This window comes from Lysinibacillus sp. ACHW1.5 (assembly GCF_022014815.1).
Classification (GTDB): domain Bacteria; phylum Bacillota; class Bacilli; order Bacillales_A; family Planococcaceae; genus Lysinibacillus; species Lysinibacillus capsici.
Map to the genome: position 1 here is coordinate 561,799 of NZ_CP091777.1, position 17,408 is coordinate 579,206.

18 protein-coding genes are annotated in these 17,408 nt (G+C 37.9%); all 18 read left to right on the top strand.

Annotated elements, in window-relative coordinates; genetic code table 11:
- Window positions 1-17: 17 nt before the first annotated feature.
- Window positions 18-812: an ABC transporter ATP-binding protein gene (locus tag L6W14_RS02610; RefSeq protein WP_237899250.1), complete on the top strand. Its 795-nt coding sequence runs from the start codon at window positions 18-20 to the stop codon at window positions 810-812.
- Between the two features lie 32 nt (window positions 813-844).
- Entirely contained in the window at window positions 845-1,897 is a 1,053-nt protein-coding gene (locus L6W14_RS02615) for a FecCD family ABC transporter permease (protein ID WP_054548709.1), read from the top strand.
- Window positions 1,894-2,928, top strand: a complete 1,035-nt coding sequence (locus tag L6W14_RS02620; protein WP_009371943.1) for a FecCD family ABC transporter permease — start codon at window positions 1,894-1,896, stop codon at window positions 2,926-2,928. Before L6W14_RS02615 ends, L6W14_RS02620 begins: the two co-directional genes overlap by 4 nt.
- Window positions 2,929-3,051: 123 nt before the next feature.
- Window positions 3,052-4,101 carry an NAD(P)/FAD-dependent oxidoreductase gene (locus L6W14_RS02625; RefSeq protein WP_131520787.1) on the top strand — a complete coding sequence of 350 codons (1,050 nt, stop codon included), beginning with the start codon at window positions 3,052-3,054 and terminating at the stop codon, window positions 4,099-4,101.
- Between the two features lie 203 nt (window positions 4,102-4,304).
- Window positions 4,305-4,508, top strand: coding sequence for a 50S ribosomal protein L31 (gene rpmE, locus L6W14_RS02630; RefSeq protein WP_004269457.1), 204 nt, complete (start codon window positions 4,305-4,307; stop codon window positions 4,506-4,508).
- A gap of 116 nt (window positions 4,509-4,624) precedes the next feature.
- The gene (locus tag L6W14_RS02635; protein ID WP_048395608.1) at window positions 4,625-5,197 is read left to right on the top strand and encodes a thymidine kinase; all 573 of its coding nucleotides are present in this window, start codon (window positions 4,625-4,627) and stop codon (window positions 5,195-5,197) included.
- A 173-nt stretch (window positions 5,198-5,370) separates the two neighbouring features.
- The gene (prfA, locus tag L6W14_RS02640) at window positions 5,371-6,447 is read left to right on the top strand and encodes a peptide chain release factor 1 (RefSeq protein ID WP_004269459.1); all 1,077 of its coding nucleotides are present in this window, start codon (window positions 5,371-5,373) and stop codon (window positions 6,445-6,447) included.
- A complete protein-coding gene (gene prmC / locus L6W14_RS02645) occupies window positions 6,434-7,294 on the top strand; it encodes a peptide chain release factor N(5)-glutamine methyltransferase (RefSeq protein WP_131520788.1) in 861 nt (286 codons plus the stop codon). The genes prfA and prmC overlap by 14 nt, the downstream gene beginning before the upstream one ends.
- Before the next feature lie 44 nt (window positions 7,295-7,338).
- A complete protein-coding gene (locus L6W14_RS02650) occupies window positions 7,339-7,932 on the top strand; it encodes a stage II sporulation protein R (protein ID WP_237899252.1) in 594 nt (197 codons plus the stop codon).
- Window positions 7,933-8,033: 101 nt separating this feature from the next.
- Entirely contained in the window at window positions 8,034-9,068 is a 1,035-nt protein-coding gene (locus L6W14_RS02655) for an L-threonylcarbamoyladenylate synthase (protein ID WP_131520790.1), read from the top strand.
- A gap of 163 nt (window positions 9,069-9,231) precedes the next feature.
- Window positions 9,232-9,729 carry a manganese efflux pump MntP gene (locus tag L6W14_RS02660; protein ID WP_131520791.1) on the top strand — a complete coding sequence of 166 codons (498 nt, stop codon included), beginning with the start codon at window positions 9,232-9,234 and terminating at the stop codon, window positions 9,727-9,729.
- 22 nt (window positions 9,730-9,751) lie between these two features.
- Window positions 9,752-10,192 (top strand): low molecular weight protein arginine phosphatase, encoded by a 441-nt coding sequence (locus tag L6W14_RS02665; protein ID WP_131520792.1) that lies wholly within the window; start codon window positions 9,752-9,754, stop codon window positions 10,190-10,192.
- 8 nt (window positions 10,193-10,200) lie between these two features.
- Window positions 10,201-11,484 (top strand): methyl-accepting chemotaxis protein, encoded by a 1,284-nt coding sequence (locus L6W14_RS02670; RefSeq protein ID WP_004269465.1) that lies wholly within the window; start codon window positions 10,201-10,203, stop codon window positions 11,482-11,484.
- A gap of 327 nt (window positions 11,485-11,811) precedes the next feature.
- Window positions 11,812-12,249, top strand: coding sequence for a ribose 5-phosphate isomerase B (gene rpiB / locus L6W14_RS02675; protein WP_237899254.1), 438 nt, complete (start codon window positions 11,812-11,814; stop codon window positions 12,247-12,249).
- Between the two features lie 86 nt (window positions 12,250-12,335).
- Window positions 12,336-12,878 (top strand): TIGR01440 family protein, encoded by a 543-nt coding sequence (locus L6W14_RS02680; protein ID WP_237899256.1) that lies wholly within the window; start codon window positions 12,336-12,338, stop codon window positions 12,876-12,878.
- 58 nt (window positions 12,879-12,936) lie between these two features.
- Window positions 12,937-14,178, top strand: coding sequence for a serine hydroxymethyltransferase (gene glyA, locus L6W14_RS02685; protein ID WP_237899257.1), 1,242 nt, complete (start codon window positions 12,937-12,939; stop codon window positions 14,176-14,178).
- Window positions 14,179-14,462: 284 nt separating this feature from the next.
- Window positions 14,463-16,619, top strand: coding sequence for an EAL domain-containing protein (locus L6W14_RS02690; RefSeq protein WP_237899267.1), 2,157 nt, complete (start codon window positions 14,463-14,465; stop codon window positions 16,617-16,619).
- Window positions 16,620-16,743: 124 nt separating this feature from the next.
- On the top strand, window positions 16,744-17,373 hold the full coding sequence (gene upp / locus L6W14_RS02695; RefSeq protein WP_237899268.1) for a uracil phosphoribosyltransferase: 630 nt from the start codon (window positions 16,744-16,746) through the stop codon (window positions 17,371-17,373).
- Window positions 17,374-17,408: the final 35 nt, after the last annotated feature.

Consider the following 17,408-nt stretch of genomic DNA (forward strand, 5'->3'; position numbering starts at 1 on the left):
GTGAAAGGAAGTTAAAGATGTCAGTACTTGAAATAGATCATGTTGCGATTGGTTATTCTTCAGCGCTCATCGTCAATGATTTAAGTGTGGAGATTCCAAAAGGGGAGATCTCCACGATTATCGGTCCAAATGGTTGTGGCAAGTCTACTTTATTAAAGGCTGTAGCACGTGTATTACGCACACAAAATGGAGCTGTCTATTTAGATGGCAAAGCTATACATCAATTAAAAACAAAAGAAGTGGCCAAAAGAATGGCTATTTTACCTCAAACAGCAACAGCACCAGGAGGATTAACGGTTTTTGAACTGGTATCCTATGGTCGTTTTCCTCATCAAGTAGGGTTTGGTTCATTGCAAAAGGAAGACTATGAATATATCCATTGGGCTATTGATGTTACGGGGCTAAGAGAATTTAGTGATCGACCAATCGAAGCATTATCAGGTGGGCAGCGTCAGAGAGTATGGATTGCCATGGCATTGGCGCAAGGCACGGATATTTTAGTACTGGATGAACCAACAACTTATTTAGATTTAGCACATCAGCTCGATATTTTATTGTTGCTACAAAAGCTAAATAAGGAAGAAGGACGAACAATTATCATGGTATTACATGATTTAAATCATGCATCACGCTTCTCTCATTTTATGATGGCCATGAGAGACGGCAATTTAATGGTGAATGGCAGTCCAAAAGAAGTGATGACAAAAGAAAATTTACAAAGGGTATTTAATATCGATGCAGAAATGGCTGTATGTCCCTATAGTGAAAATCCAATCTGCCTATCTTATCAGTTGTACGATATGAAAAAATAAAAGCTAGTTGGAAGTTATGAGGAGGAAATAAAATGACTACGTCGACAGGAGTAGGAGAGCTCCACGATTTAGAAGAGCTACAGAAGCGATCTCATCCGATCCGTGGAGTAGTGGCTTTAATCGTAGGAGTAATTGGATTAATAGTTGCCATTGGCTTATCAATTTCTTTTGGTGCAGCAGATATTTCATTGGGTACTGTTTGGACAGCGGTTACCCATTTTTCACCAGAATTAACAACACATCAAATTATCCATGATATTCGCTTACCACGGGTACTTGGAGCAGCATTAGTCGGTGCAAGCTTTGCGGTAGCGGGTGCGATTATGCAGGGGATGACGCGTAACCCTTTAGCAGACTCAGGGTTATTAGGCTTGAACTCAGGAGCTGCCTTTATGTTAGCCGTATGTTTTGCCTTTTTCCCTGGGTTGCCTTATATGTATTTAATTTTATGGTCCTTTGTAGGTGCAGGGCTTGGTGTGGCCATCGTTTATGGTATTGGCTCGCTTTCTAAAGGTGGCTTAACACCTATGCGACTAGTTTTAGCAGGAGCTGCTGTTAGTGCGTTACTTGGGGCGCTCGGAGAAGGAATTGCTCTTTATTTTCGGATCGGACAAGACCTCGCATTTTGGTATGCGGGAGGGGTTTCAGGCACAAAATGGAGCCATCTACAAATCTTATCTCCATGGATACTTGTTGCGATGATAGGAGCTCTTATCCTATCGCGTTCCATCACCGTACTAAGCTTAGGTGAAGAAATTGCAGTTGGGCTAGGGCAACGTACTGCTGTGGTAAAAGTATGGGGAATGATCATTGTTTTAGTTCTAGCGGGTGCAGCAGTTTCTGTTGTCGGTGCGGTTGGTTTTGTAGGGTTAATTATCCCTCATTTAACCAGATACATAGTTGGTCATGATTATCGCTGGATCATCGCTTGTTCCTTGGTATATGGAGCATTGCTTGTTGTGTTAGCTGATTTAGTAGCACGTGTTATTAATCCACCTTATGAAACACCCATTGGTGCGCTCATAGCCTTTATTGGAGTACCATTCTTCCTTTATTTAGCGCGAAAAGGAGGGAAAGAACTATGAGTAACAGCTATTTAACACCAAGTCAGCTAAAGGCGAAAAGGAAACATTTTTCCATTCTTGCTACGCTCATTGTGTTAATCGTTATTACCTTTGTCATAAGTATGAATACAGGTGTCATTAAACTGACACCAATGGAGGTTCTTCGGACTCTTTTTGGTCAAGGTGATGCACAACAGCAGCTTATCTTATATGAATTCAGACTTCCAAGAATTGTGATTGCTGTATTAGTAGGTATGGGGTTAGCTATATCAGGCGCTATTTTACAGGGCATTTCTAAAAATGCCTTAGCAGACCCAGGAATCTTAGGGATTAATGCGGGAGCAGGACTAGCGGTTATGCTCTATGTGTCATTTTTTCCAACTACGAAAGCAGCACCTGTTTATTTACTGCCTATACTGGCTTTTGTAGGAGCAGGTTTGACAGCTGTACTGATTTATTCACTTTCTTATCGACGCCATGAGGGGATTACACCAATGCGTTTAATCTTAACTGGGGTAGCTGTGGCAGCAGGGATTAGCTCGGCTATGATTGTGCTAACACTACGTCTATCGCCAGAGAATTATCAATTTGTAGCAACATGGCTAGCAGGTAGCATTTGGGGCTCAAATTGGAGATTTGTTCTGTCGTTATTACCATGGTTAGTTATCTTATTGCCATTCGTCTATTCAAAATCACGTGTATTAAACATATTGAATTTAGGTGAATTAACAGCAGTAGGACTAGGTGCCTCGATAGAAAAAGAGCGACGCTGGTTGTTGGCTGCTGCTGTTGGATTGGCTGGAGCTAGTGTTTCAGTAAGTGGTGGAATTGGTTTCGTTGGCCTTGTTGCGCCACACTTAGCTCGACAGCTTGTTGGGGCTAAACACCAGTTTTTATTGCCAACCGCAGCATTATTAGGAGGTTTTTTAGTGTTAATGGCTGATACAATCGGTCGTTCCATTTTAGAACCTTCAGAAATTCCAGCAGGGATTGTGGTAGCAGTTTTAGGAGCACCTTATTTCTTGTATTTACTAGCACGATTAAAAGAGTAAATGGCACTTTTTCCTTTGTGTGTGAATAGTATTGCCATGAGAGGAAAGAATAGACGGTTATTAGATTAATTCTTGTCAAACAATTTACGTTTGAATAGATTAGAAGGGGATGGAGAAGAGGAAATGTCAGAGGAACTATATGATGTAACAATTGTTGGTGGTGGTCCAGCAGGGCTTTATACTGCCTTTTATAGTGGAATGCGAGATTTAAAAACGAAAATTATCGAGTATAGCTCACAGCTAGGTGGTCGTATGCTAATATATCCTGAAAAAATGATATGGGATGTAGGTGGAGTAACACCTATTTTAGGTGGTCAGCTTATTAAACAACTTGTGGAGCAAGCTGAAACCTTTGATCCAACGATTGTCTTAAATCAAAAAGTGGAAAAATTAGATAAGCAACAGGATGGAACATTTATTTTAACATCCTCTACAGGAGAAAAACATTATTCCAAAACGGTTATTTTAGCAGTAGGCTATGGCGTCCTTTCTATGCAAAAGCTTGAAATTGAAGGAGCGGATCGCTACGAAGTAACGAATTTACATTATACAGTTCAGGAATTAGAAATCTTCCGAGACAAGCATGTGTTGATTTCAGGTGGTGGTAATTCTGCGGTTGATTGGGCAAACGAGCTAGAGGCAATTGCCGCAAGTGTCACGATTGTTCATCGTCGAGATGATTTTGGTGGACATGAAAAAAATGTCTTACGTATGAAAGAATCCTCAGTTCATGTAAAAACACCCTATGAAGTCGTTCAATTGCATGGGGACGGAGATTTAATTCAATATGTATCTATTGTCAATAAAGATACCGATGAAATGGAACGAGTGAAGGTAGATGCTGTCATTGTAAATCATGGTTTAAAATGTGATTACGGTGCGCTTGAAGAATGGGGATTAAACATTCAGAATGGCGTAGCGATTGTTAATGAGAATCGGGAAACGAACGTAGCAGGTATCTATGGAGCTGGTGATTTTATTGATCATCCTAGTAAAGTTAGATTAATAGCTGGTGCATTTACCGATGGAATACTAGCATTAAATAGTGCAAAACTATACTTGGAGCCAGATGCACCGAAAGTAGCCTATGTATCTTCACATAATATTCGCTTTAAAGAGCGAAATGAGAAAATTGGGTTAGTAGACAATGATTATCGTGAAGTTCGCGGTTAGGTATTAGGGATGGTTTACTTTTAATATTTTTTACTTGAAAATGATAAAATATCTATGCTATACTTCAAAAGTATGCAACGTGTACATATGTAGCTGACGTTCCACTTCGACACAAATTTTGTAGTCGACATATTCGGGCTATGTAAGGTACAGTTCGATAATACTCTGTTCCAGATGGTTCAGGGCGAGAGGAGAAAACGAATATGAAACAAGGAATTCATCCAGACTACAAAGAAGCAACAGTAACTTGCTCTTGTGGGAACACTTTCAAAACTGGTTCAGTAAAAGAAAACATCGTTGTCGAGTTCTGCAACGAATGTCACCCATTCTACACTGGCCGTCAAAAATTCGCGTCTGCTGATGGTCGCGTGGATCGTTTCAACAAAAAATACGGTCTTAAAAACTAATGTTAGTTTAATACCTGCCAAGCATGCGCTTGGCAGGTATTTTTTTCAGTAAATAATACACGTTGATGCAAGTCTTTTCAAAATCCAGATTGACACAAAGAAAGGGAGAAGACAAAATGGCACAGCTATATTTTAAACATGGTGCAATGAATAGTGGGAAGTCAATAGAAATTCTAAAAGTTGCCCATAATTATGAAGAACAACAAAAACCTGTAATGATGTTTACTTCAGGTCTAGATACGCGTGATGAGGTGGGCTTTGTTTCCAGTCGAGTAGGTTTACGACAACAAGCCATTCCTGTTTATGAAGATACAAATATTTTTGAAATAGTGAAAACTAATGCTGTCAAACCTTATTGTGTGCTTGTGGATGAAGTTCAATTTTTAAAAAAAGCACATGTTTTACAGCTAGCTAACATTGTGGATAAATTGGACATTCCCGTAATGGGCTTTGGTTTAAAAAATGATTTTCAAAATGAGCTATTTGAAGGTAGCCAGTACATGCTTACATATGCAGATAAAATTGAGGAAATGAAAACAATTTGCTGGTTCTGTCATAAAAAAGCAACCATGAATTTGCGCGTAGATGAAAGTGGAAAGCCAGTTTACACAGGAGATCAAATTCAAATCGGTGGCAATGATTCGTATTATCCTGTTTGCCGAAAATGTCATGCAAATCCACCGCTATAAAGCTAAGTAGCTTTGTTACAGCGCTAAGAAAAAGTAGCATACATGTGAAAATTTCCTTATACTAAGTAGTGGAATAAGAAATGAAAAAACCATTACGCCTTAGCGTAATTTTGATGAAAGCGGCTTCTCTGTAAAAAAGGAGCAATTTAAAAAACTAAATAGAGGTGAAATCCATGTTTGATCGATTACAGGCAGTGGAAGATCGTTATGAAAGGCTTACTGAGCTTTTGAGCGATCCGGATATTGTTAATGATAGTAAGAAATTACGCGAATATTCTAAGGAACAATCAGATATCCAAGAGACAGTAGATACTTATCGTGAATATAAAAGTGTGAAAGAACAGCTAGTAGATACACGAGAAATGTTAGATAGCGAAAAAGACCCTGATATGCACGAAATGGTAAAGGAAGAATTTAACCTTTTAAAAGCACAGCAGGAAGAGCTAGAAGAGCGATTACGTATTTTATTAATTCCAAAAGATCCGAATGATAATAAAAACGTTATTATGGAAATCCGTGGGGCAGCTGGTGGTGACGAGGCTAATATTTTTGCAGGTGACTTGTTCCGTATGTATTCTCGCTATGCAGAAACGCAAGGCTGGAAAATTGATATTATGGAAGCTACACCAAACCCAATGGGCGGCTATAAAGAGGTAATCTTTATGATTAATGGACAAGGAGCCTATTCAAAATTCAAATTTGAAAATGGCGCACACCGTGTACAACGTGTCCCTGCTACAGAATCACAAGGTCGAATTCATACATCAACAGCAACAGTTGCTTGCTTACCTGAGGTTGAGGAAGTAGATGTTGAAATCCATGAAAAAGATATCCGTGTAGATACATTTGCATCATCTGGTGCAGGTGGTCAATCTGTAAATACAACGATGTCTGCTGTTCGTATGACCCATTTACCGACAGGTGTTGTGGTTTCGATGCAGGATGAACGTTCACAAATTAAAAACCGTGAAAAAGCAATGAAAATTCTTCGTGCTCGTGTTGCAGATATGTATATGCAGGAAGCACAAAAGGAGATTGATGCTACGCGTAAATCAGCTGTTGGATCTGGTGATCGCTCTGAGCGAATTCGTACTTACAATTATCCACAAAACCGCGTAACCGACCACCGTATCGGTTTAACGATTCAAAAGCTAGATCAAATCGTTGAAGGCAGACTAGACGAGATTATCGATGCTCTTATTTTAGAAGAACAAGCATCGAAGTTAGAGCGTTTAAATGATGACTTATAAAAATGTGATGGAGGCCCTTGAGTGGGCTTCTTCTTTTTTAGTGGATAATGGTTGTGAACAAACAGCAGCGCGGATTGTTATGCAACATGTGCTTGGTACTAGTTATGGAGAAGTTATGTTGCATTTGCAAGATGAATTAACAGCAGCGCAGCAAATGAAATTTAATGAGCTCATAGAAGAACATGCCAATGGTCGACCTGTCCAATATTGTGTTGGGTATGAGGAGTTTTATGGTCGTTCATTCTTAGTCGATGAATCTGTCTTAATTCCACGACCTGAAACAGAGGAATTGGTGCTTGGAACAATTAATCGACTACCTAAAATATTTACAAAGCAAACATTGAAGCTGGCTGATATCGGTACAGGTAGTGGAGCCATTGCTATTTCAATGAAGCTGGAATGTCCAGCATTAACGGTCATAGCTACCGATTTATCAGAAGCTGCACTAGCAACTGCTCAAAAAAATGCAAAGCAATTAGAGGCAGATATTGATTTTAGATTGGGAGATTTAGCTGCTCCACTTGCAGGAGAAAAATTTGATATTGTTTTATCGAACCCGCCGTATATTGCATTTGATGAGGCACAAGCAATGTCAAGCGTTGTGCTAGAGCATGAGCCGCATAGTGCCCTCTTTGCCGAGGAAGATGGTCTTATTTTATATAGAAAATTAGCCGAACAATTACCAGCTTATATGAATAGGCCAGCGTTGATTGGATTAGAAATCGGTTATACACAGGGGGAGAAAGTAGCTAAATTCTTCCAAGATAGTTTTCCACAGGCAACAGTTTCAGTAGAAAAAGATATTAATGGTAAACCTCGAATGATTTTTTGTGAGCTACATGTATAAAGTTTCTTGATCTTGCCAACAATGTTGAGCAAGGAGGGATTTTTATGTTAAACGAATACAAGATTATTAGATTACCTAAACAAAATATCTTTCTAGCTTTTGCTAGACTAGTATTAATTGCGATTGTTTTACAGTTATGTGTTTTATATATTCCAACATTAGTAGGTTTGGCGAAGGAATCTTCCAATGATGTGCAAGAAAAAGATTTTCGTATACGTGTTATTGCAAACAGTAATACAGCACAAGATCAGCTAGAGAAACAGCAGCTTGTTCAAGATTTGAAGCCATACTTTTTACAAGTTGGTACCGCTGGATTTGCTGGGAATGAGCAAATTCTTTTGTTAAAACAACAAATTGAAGCTGAACTGAGCGAAAATTATCCACAATTGGATACACAGGTTGTTGTTGGGGATAATTTATTCCCACCAAAAAGACAAGATGCTGTACTTTATCCTCAAAATGTCTATCAATCAATTGTTGTAAAAATTGGTGATGCACGCGGAGATAACTGGTGGTGCAGTATCTTCCCATCGATCTGTGAACCTGATAAAGAAGAGGTAAAAGAAGAAGTAGAAGTAGAAGAAAAAGAACAAGTTACATTCTTTATATGGGAATGGATTAAAGGACTTTTTGAATGAATTGTGCACAAATTCAGACAACTTATACACATTTTTTAATAAGTTATAAACAATATGTGGATAATTCAGTGAAAACGAATAATTGAAGGTAGGTATTAATCATGAAAACTGTTTGTAAGGTTGTGGACAGTAATGTGAATAGTCAGATTAATTATACACAAGCTGTGGATATCTTAAATGCAGGAGAGGTAGTGGCATTTCCCACAGAGACGGTTTATGGCTTAGGAGCGATTGCCACAAATGATCTGGCTGTTAAAAAGATATTTGAAGCAAAAGGTCGACCTTCAGATAATCCTTTAATTGTCCACGTTGGTACAAAAGAGGAAGTAGCGATCTATATCGACCATATTTCTGACATAGCTAAACAATGCATGGATTTATTTTGGCCAGGACCATTAACACTGGTGATGCCAGCGAAGCCAAATGTATTAGCTAAAAGTGTCACAGCTGGGTTATCAACAGTAGGCATTCGAATGCCTGATCATCCAGTAGCGCTTGCCTTACTACAACAGCTCCAAAAACCGCTTGCTGCACCGAGCGCTAATCGTAGTGGAAAGCCCAGTCCTACAGAAGCCGTTCATGTTTTAGATGATTTAGAAGGGTACATACCTTATATTTTAGATGGAGGTTCTACAGGCATTGGGCTTGAGTCTACTGTACTAGATGTGACACATGAACCTCCAGTAATTTTACGTCCAGGTGGCATTACGAAGGAAATGCTTGAGGCTAAGATTGGCCCCGTGATTCAACCAACTAAAATAGAACAGAAGCTAGACGCAACGCCTAAGGCACCGGGAATGAAATATACGCATTATGCACCAAATGCTCCCGTGTATTTAATAGACTGTGATGTTGAGAAAGTCAACGAAGCTGTTCTACATCTACAAAGACAAGGGCATAGTGTAGCACTACTGGCACCTGAGAACTTTGAGGGAATTAAAGTGGATTTTTACTTCTCTATTGGTGAAGCGGGAAGTAAAGAAGAAATGGGTGCGGCCTTATATAATGCACTTAGAGCATGTGATAAAACTACCGCTACCGTAATATTAGCAACAACTACTTCAATAGAAGGAGTAGGTGCAGCTATTATGAATAGACTTGAAAAAGCCTCTGGAGGTAAATGGTATTCATTATAATAGAATAATTATAGGCAAAAGACATTGAAGAACCACATGTTTTTTGTCTTTTTTTGTCTAATTATTATATGTTAAAAACGAAAAACAAATAGTAAACAGTTATGATAATAATGTATTTTCGAGCATAAAATGATAAAATATTAGGGAGTGAAGGAGTGCGTTCTTGCAGGGAATTCTTGCAGGTATATTAACGTCTGTTGATGTGATTGGTCTATATGTTTTGCTGCCAAATGTTAGATATCGATTATTTTTATCATTATGGACGGCTGCATTACATATGCTTTTTCCTTTATTAGGGTTTGAATTAGGAAGCTATTTAGTTCGATTTCTATTAGAATGGGGACAATGGATTTCAAGTATTTTATTATTTTGTATCGGTATGCATTTATTATTATTTTCTCACAGAGATGAAAAAGTAACGATTTCACCTGTACTTTTAGCAGTGACTGCAAGCCTAGACACCTTTTCAGTTAGTGTTTCTTTTGGTATGCTTAACTTAGAAAAAACGATTTTTATTATGAGTGCAGGCTTAAGTGCATTAATTTGTGCTTATGGGTCATTAGTTATAGCACGTAGGAGCCAAGTCTTTTTTGGCAATAAAATTCAAATCGTTGCCGGCATTATATTTATAATCATGAGTATTCTAGCTATTCAACAATAGATAAAATTGGAGAGTGATAAGTGTGAAAATATTATTTGTTTGTACAGGCAATACTTGTCGCAGTCCGATGGCAGAAGCTATTTTAAAACATAAACAAATAAACAATGTAGAAGTGCGTTCAGCTGGTATTTATGCGATGCCTAATGCACAAATGTCAGCACTTGCACAACAAGTGTTGAATGAAGCCCAAATGTCCCATCAACATTTTGCGACGCAATTATCCCAAGCTGAAATGGCATGGGCAGACTTAATTTTAACAATGACGACTGCTCACAAAGATACCGTCATTTCCAATTATCCAGAAGCTGAGCATAAGGTATTTACCTTGAAAGAGTATACAAATGAGGGCAGTTTAGAAAATGTAGTGGATCCTTATGGTGGTAATAGAGCAATTTATGAAGCAACATTTGCAGAATTAAAAGAACTGGTCAATCAATTAATACAAAAACTCGAAAAGAATTGAGGGGTCCTATGAAAAAACAATTTGGTTTACGCCTAAAGTTGGTGTTATTTGTTAGTGTTCTTGCACTAATCACCTACAGTGTCAGTTTTATATTCATTGAGTTTTTACAACCTACCTTCTTCCCTGACACAAATCGAAAAGTTTTTGAAGTGATTACGTATGCGTTAGGGATAACTTGGTCAGGGATATTAGCTGCCTTTTTAAGTGTAATCCTCATCAAGCCTTTACAGCAGCTTGAGCATTCAGCAACACTTGTGGCGGAAGGAAAAATAGGACAGGATGTACAAATGCCTAATACAAATGATGAGATTCGATCTGTGGCAGAGGCATTCCAACAAATGGTGTTAAATTTACGTCAAATGGTGGAAAGTATTGATCACAACTTCCAACAAACAAATCAATCGATTATCCAGCTTTCAGATGAAGCAGGAGTGGCAACTAGAAAGGCAGAAGGCATTGCGTCTACTGTAAAGCATATTTCTACAGGAGCAGAAGCATCTGCAACAGCTGTACAAGATACTGCTGAAGCGATTGAAGATGTAAGAACGCTTGCAACAGAGGTAAATAGTAGGGCAGAGGCATCAGCATCACAAACTAAAGAGATTCTACATAATTTATCGACAACAACAAAAGCCATTGAAACATTAGTGAATAGTATTCAACAAATTGCGACAGGTAATAATGAGGCATTAAAAAGCATTCATGCGCTAGAAGAGAATGCTGGACAGGTAGAACGAATAATTAGCTTAGTTGGTGACATTGCAGCACAAACCAATCTGTTGGCACTAAACGCCTCTATAGAAGCTGCTCGTGCTGGAGAACATGGAAAGGGCTTTGCAGTAGTAGCTGAAGAAGTTCGTGGTTTGGCTGATGAAAGTGCAAAAGCAGTGCAAGGAATTACTGCTTTAATTCAAACTATGCAGCAAAACGTAGAAGTAGTTGTGAAACAAATGAACGAACAAGTTGCCTTTGCAACAAAGGAGGCCGATCGAGTTTCTGAAACAACGACAGCAGTAGAAAATATGGCTTCTAATGTACATGAAATGGCAACATCAATTGTTGAGATTTCTTCTTTAATCGAACAGCAAATGCATAATATTGAAACGACAGCTCGACAGTCACAGGAAGTTGCTGCCATTGCGGAACAAACGTCAGCAGGTGCACAGGAAGTTCGTAGTGCAGCTGAAGAGCAAGCCTATGCAATTGAACAAGTCGAGCATCTAGCTCAAAGTTTGAAAAAGCAATCGGAAGCATTGCATAAAATGATCCAACAATTTGATAGACAAGCATAGTCCTGAAGGTTATACATAAATCCCATGAAAAATCGGATTTATGTATAACCTTTTTTATTAAAGGACAATTTATGTCCACTGTAAGTAAAAAGCTAAAAAAACTTCAGTAGATGGAATATTACAACAAAAGACCATTATCCGAACTTATTAACATGATATTCACATTATCCACAAAAAATAAGTTTAAAAGTGAATAATTTTGTGTTAACATACAATTAATGTTCGTCTTTCAGGAAAAATCAACGTAAAAACATAAGAAAAATCGTGTTATTCTTCAGAAAGAAGTGGTACACTAAGGTTGACTATAATTCGAAAAGAGGGAACCCAGTGAGAATAGCAATTTCTTCTGATCACGGAGGCAATAACTTACGTCGTGAGATTATGCAGCTATTAGATGAACTTCAAATTAGCTACGAAGATTTTGGTCCACAATCTTCGGATTCAGTAGACTATCCAGACTATGCAAAACCTGTATCTGAGGGTGTTGCTAACGGAGAATTTGATAAAGGCATTTTAATTTGTGGCACAGGAATTGGTATGTCCATTGCCGCTAATAAGGTCAAGGGCATACGTTGTGCATTAGTACATGATGTATTTAGTGCCAAGGCAACGCGTTGCCATAATGATTCAAATATTTTAGCAATGGGCGAACGTGTAATTGGCCCTGGCCTTGCACGTGAAATCGTACAAGCATGGCTAGAAACCGATTTTGAAGGTGGCCGCCATGTACGCCGTATTGAAAAAATTACTGAACTAGAGCAATAATAGTTTTGTTATTCCATATATGGCATTCGTATAGGATGTCATATATGGCATGATTTTAATGGATATAGATGAAGGAGCTGAGCTTAATGGTTGTAAAACAAATACGAACACATTTGACTCAGTTACTCAGTGAATTTGAAGAGCAAGTAACATTACGACCCCATACAATTTTTGTAGTAGGGTGCTCTACATCTGAAGTGATTGGTCAGAAAATTGGCACAGCGGGAGCATTGGAGATAGCAGAAGCCATTTTTGAGCCGTTACAAGAATTTGCAGCAAAGCATCATTTGCTTTTAGCATTCCAAGGTTGTGAGCATATAAATCGCGCCATTACTATGGAAGCATCAACAGCTGAAAAATTTGGCTATGATCCAGTAGCGGTTGTCCCAGTACGTACGGCAGGCGGCTCAATGTCAGCATATGCCTATACGCAATTTGATAATCCAGTGATTGTTGAAACAATACAGGCACATGCAGGTATTGATATTGGACAAACATTAATCGGTATGCATTTGAAAGCAGTAGCTGTACCTGTTCGAACATCGGTAAAAATGGTAGGAGAAGCTGTTGTGACGATTGCAACAACACGTCCTAAGCTAATTGGCGGAGAACGTGCAGTATATAAATAATTACCACCCTATTTAGTGGTAGAGATGAATAACGATACTTTAGGAGGCTTTTTCAAACATGGCATATGAAAAATTAGCAGTACAAGACAAAGCAGTACTAGATGGAATTCTTGCAGAAAAAACACGTCAGCAAGCAAATATTGAATTGATTGCATCAGAAAACTTTGTATCCGAAGCAGTGATGGAAGCGCAAGGATCAGTACTGACAAATAAATACGCTGAAGGTTATCCTGGTAAACGCTATTATGGTGGCTGTGAGCATGTAGACGTAGTAGAGGATATTGCACGTGATCGTGTAAAAGAACTCTTCGGAGCAGAATATGCAAATGTGCAACCACACTCAGGTGCACAAGCAAACATGGCTGTTTACCATACGATTCTAGAACCAGGTGACACAGTTCTGGGTATGAACCTTTCACATGGTGGTCACTTAACACATGGTTCTCCAGTAAACTTCTCTGGTATTCTATATAATTTTGTAGAGTATGGTGTAACACAAGATACACAAGTGATTGATTATGAAGATGTACGACAAAAGGCTTTAGAGCATAAACCGAAACTGATTGTTGCTGGTGCATCTGCTTATCCACGTGAAATTGACTTCTCTAAATTCCGTGAAATTGCAGACGAAGTCGGAGCCTATTTCATGGTGGATATGGCACACATTGCTGGACTTGTAGCTGCTGGCGAACATCAATCACCAGTGCCATATGCTGATTTTGTTACATCAACTACACATAAAACATTACGTGGACCACGTGGTGGATTAATTCTTGCTTCAAAAGAATGGGAGCAAAAACTAAATAAATCTGTATTCCCAGGCATTCAAGGTGGCCCATTAATGCATGTTATCGCTGCAAAAGCTGTAGCATTTGGAGAAGCTTTACAACCAGAATTTAAAGACTATGCAAAACAAATTAAAGCCAATGCAAAGGCTTTAGCAGAAGTATTAATTGCTGAGGGAGTTGAAATTGTTTCTGGTGGTACAGATAATCATTTATTACTGCTAAATGTTAAATCTCTTGGTTTAACTGGTAAAGTAGCAGAGCACGCACTAGATGAAGTGGGTATTACAACAAATAAAAATACAATCCCTTACGATACTGAATCTCCATTTGTCACTTCTGGAATTCGTATTGGTACTCCAGCGGTCACTTCTCGTGGCTTTAAGGAGGAAGATATGAAAGAAGTAGGAGCGATTATAGCAGCTGTTCTTAAAAACCCTGAAGATGAAACAGTTAAAGCAGATGCAAAAGATCGTGTGAAGGCATTAACTGATAAGCATCCACTATATGTATAATCAATAGAATAATAGCTGTGTTTAAAGTACAAAATTTACTTTAAATACAGCTTTTTATTTTGGAAATCGAGGATTAAACTGTAAAAAACATCTTTTTTCTAACAAAGTAGAATAATCCTCTTATTTTTGAATAAATTTACATAAAAACGGTATAAAGGGATATATTATAGAAGGCAGAGGACAGATAGTGTCCTAGAAAAGAAGTTTTTTTAATAAAAGTGAAAATTTAATTAAATTTTATGTACAATGGAAATGAGATGAATTGATAGAAAAGGAGGGGTTGGATGGTCACTAAATCGTTAAACACAGATTATGATGTATTATTAAACAGCATTCGCAAATTAGGGAATAATTCGAAAGAAAGCTACGTTATTTTTGATGCAACGAAGCATCATTACATAGTAGAGTGTAATGATTCATTTTGTATGCTTACTAATGCTGCACGTTCACAAATCTTAAATACTGAGTATTTTTCATGGCTATCAATGGACGAAAAAAAGACAACCATTGAAATGATGAAAGAAAAAATACATAACGGCATAATGGTGCAGGCGAAGCTATATCATAATGGCATCGATAAACCTCCCTTTTGGGCAGAAATACAAGCATTACCTTTTTGCAATGAGGCAAATATAACGCAATTTGTTTTAGTATTTGTGAAGGATGTTACATATTATCATACGGAAGACTTCTTAATGCGTTTAGAAAATGATATGTATAGGGCGATTGAGAAGGAGTTTTCTTTTGAGCAAAAGATGAAGCTTATTTGTCAAGGACTCGATGAATTTTTTATGCCAAATATTGCAAGTATGGTGCTCATAAAAACAGAAGTAAACCAATTACAAGTTTTCATAGGAGGTAATCAAACAGAGAGCGTACCAAGATGTTGTGCAAACAATGATTTCTTTAAGAAGGTCATGGAATCAGAAACGTCTACTTTCATAGAGAATTTAGATGAAGTGAATATTCCGAAAGAACATAAGCAATATGCTTCGCTAGCTAAAAAGTCACATGGATGGTTTATCCCTATACGTAATCAACAGCGGCAAGTAATAGGTGTTTTTTCAATATTTAGCCAAAAAACACAAAGTGACCAAATGCTTAAAAATATGTTTCGAAAAATGGGTGCTCTTGTTGCATTGGCTTATTCATATGCAAGGACGCAGAAAAAAATTTGGGATTTAGCCTATACAGACATTACAACAGGTCTACCTAATCGTCACAGCTTTGTTAATACGATTGAAAGGGAAGTCCAGCAGGGGCAAAGCGGCTTTATTAAAATATTAAAACCTAGTGAATTTCATCAAGTAGTTGAATTGTACGGTCGTGAAATTGGTGATGAACTTTTAAGACAACTTGCCAAACGTCTTGAGCAAGACAAGTCAGAAAGTAATGAATATGTTGCTAGATTTACTAGCTCTAGTTTGATTATGACTACAATGTCACTTCATGAAGATTTGAATGATTATGAGATGAGAATAAAAGAAACGATTCGCCAGCCTTTTATCATAGGAGGAAAGCAAATCTATATTACATTAAAAACAGGAATTGCTTCATATAATGAAGACATAAATATTAATGATGCGATTCGTTTTGCAGATAATGCGTTATCCTTTGCAATCGATAGGCCAGGCACACATACAGAAATATTTACAACAGAGAAAAACGATGTGCTGGTACAGAAGATGACGATCTTAAATCATTTGTCAGAAGCCATCAAAAATAAAGAAATAACAGTCCACTTACAGCCTAAAGTAGATTTACGCAATGGGGAAATTCAAAGTATTGAAGCACTTGCAAGGTGGATTTCTCCAAAATTGGGCTTTGTTTCACCAGCACTCTTTATTCCAGTAGCAGAGAGTGCTGGTAAGGTGCGAGAAATTGATGTGCTTATTTTAGAGACGGTACTCTCATGGCTTTCAGAACGACAACGCCTGGGAAAGAAATTAGTGAAAATTGCTGTCAATATTTCGCCTGATCATTTTTACTACACGCATTTTGTTCAAGATACACTGAAACTTGTACGGAAGTATAATATTGACCCTAGCTATATTATCTTAGAGGTGACAGAAAATATTGGTTTAGTAGATTTTCAATCAGCCTATAAGATCATTCAAGAGCTAAAGAGCTATGGCTTTAAAACATCCGTAGATGATTTTGGAACAGGTTTTTCTTCATTAAGCTATTTGCAACAGCTACCGTTTGCTGAACTAAAGATTGATCGAAGCTTCATCAATGCTATTGAAGATCCAGCAACTCTGGCTATTGTTCGCTCTATTATTCAGTTAGCATTAAATTTAGGAATGATTTCAGTGGCAGAGGGCATAGAGACAGAGGAACAGGTTGAGATTCTACGTGCGCTAGGATGCACAGTAGGACAAGGATATTTCTATTTCAAGCCAATGCCAATTGAACAATTAGATATAATTCTTGATCAATAACTTAGTTTTGACAAAAGAATAGATGATAAAGGGAGTTGTCCTAAATTTATTTTTGAGGCAACTCCTTTTTTCTGTTATACTAGTTGAGATAAAAATGAATCCGAACGGTGAGGAGAGAATCCCTTTGAGCAAAGTCTATGTATTTGATCATCCACTAATCCAACACAAATTAACTTATATTCGCGACAAGAATACAGGAACAAAAGAATTTCGTGAGCTAGTAGACGAAGTGGCAACACTCATGGCATTTGAAATTACACGTGATATGCCAGTAGAGGAAATTGAAATTGAAACACCTGTAACAATTGCAAAAACAAAAGTACTTTCTGGTAAAAAACTTGCAATCGTACCGATTTTACGTGCAGGTATCGGTATGGTAGATGGCGTATTAAAGCTTATCCCTGCTGCAAAAGTTGGTCATATTGGTCTTTACCGTGATCCAGAAACATTAAAACCAGTTGAATATTACGCAAAACTTCCTGCAGATGTTGAAGAACGTGATTTCATCATTGTAGATCCAATGCTTGCAACTGGTGGTTCTGCAGTGGAGGCAATTCTTTCACTGAAAAAACGTGGAGCTAAAAACATTAAATTCATGTGCTTAATCGCTGCACCAGAGGGTGTGAAAGCTATTCAAGAAGAACATTCGGATGTAGATATTTATATTGCTGCTCTTGATGAAAAATTAAATGACCATGGTTATATTGTACCGGGCTTAGGTGATGCTGGAGACCGTCTATTCGGTACAAAATAAAAATCCATACATGAAATTTCCTCATTTAGGAAACT

What these genes read in the sequence shown, in the direction of transcription:
- L6W14_RS02610 (WP_237899250.1), top strand. Translation starts at nt 18, where the DNA reads ATGTCAGTACTTGAAATAGATCATGTTGCGATTGGTTATTCTTCAGCG.
- L6W14_RS02615 (WP_054548709.1), top strand. Translation starts at nt 845, where the DNA reads ATGACTACGTCGACAGGAGTAGGAGAGCTCCACGATTTAGAAGAGCTA.
- L6W14_RS02620 (WP_009371943.1), top strand. Translation starts at nt 1,894, where the DNA reads ATGAGTAACAGCTATTTAACACCAAGTCAGCTAAAGGCGAAAAGGAAA.
- L6W14_RS02625 (WP_131520787.1), top strand. Translation starts at nt 3,052, where the DNA reads ATGTCAGAGGAACTATATGATGTAACAATTGTTGGTGGTGGTCCAGCA.
- rpmE (WP_004269457.1), top strand. Translation starts at nt 4,305, where the DNA reads ATGAAACAAGGAATTCATCCAGACTACAAAGAAGCAACAGTAACTTGC.
- L6W14_RS02635 (WP_048395608.1), top strand. Translation starts at nt 4,625, where the DNA reads ATGGCACAGCTATATTTTAAACATGGTGCAATGAATAGTGGGAAGTCA.
- prfA (WP_004269459.1), top strand. Translation starts at nt 5,371, where the DNA reads ATGTTTGATCGATTACAGGCAGTGGAAGATCGTTATGAAAGGCTTACT.
- prmC (WP_131520788.1), top strand. Translation starts at nt 6,434, where the DNA reads ATGATGACTTATAAAAATGTGATGGAGGCCCTTGAGTGGGCTTCTTCT.
- L6W14_RS02650 (WP_237899252.1), top strand. Translation starts at nt 7,339, where the DNA reads ATGTTAAACGAATACAAGATTATTAGATTACCTAAACAAAATATCTTT.
- L6W14_RS02655 (WP_131520790.1), top strand. Translation starts at nt 8,034, where the DNA reads ATGAAAACTGTTTGTAAGGTTGTGGACAGTAATGTGAATAGTCAGATT.
- L6W14_RS02670 (WP_004269465.1), top strand. Translation starts at nt 10,201, where the DNA reads ATGAAAAAACAATTTGGTTTACGCCTAAAGTTGGTGTTATTTGTTAGT.
- L6W14_RS02680 (WP_237899256.1), top strand. Translation starts at nt 12,336, where the DNA reads ATGGTTGTAAAACAAATACGAACACATTTGACTCAGTTACTCAGTGAA.
- glyA (WP_237899257.1), top strand. Translation starts at nt 12,937, where the DNA reads ATGGCATATGAAAAATTAGCAGTACAAGACAAAGCAGTACTAGATGGA.
- L6W14_RS02690 (WP_237899267.1), top strand. Translation starts at nt 14,463, where the DNA reads ATGGTCACTAAATCGTTAAACACAGATTATGATGTATTATTAAACAGC.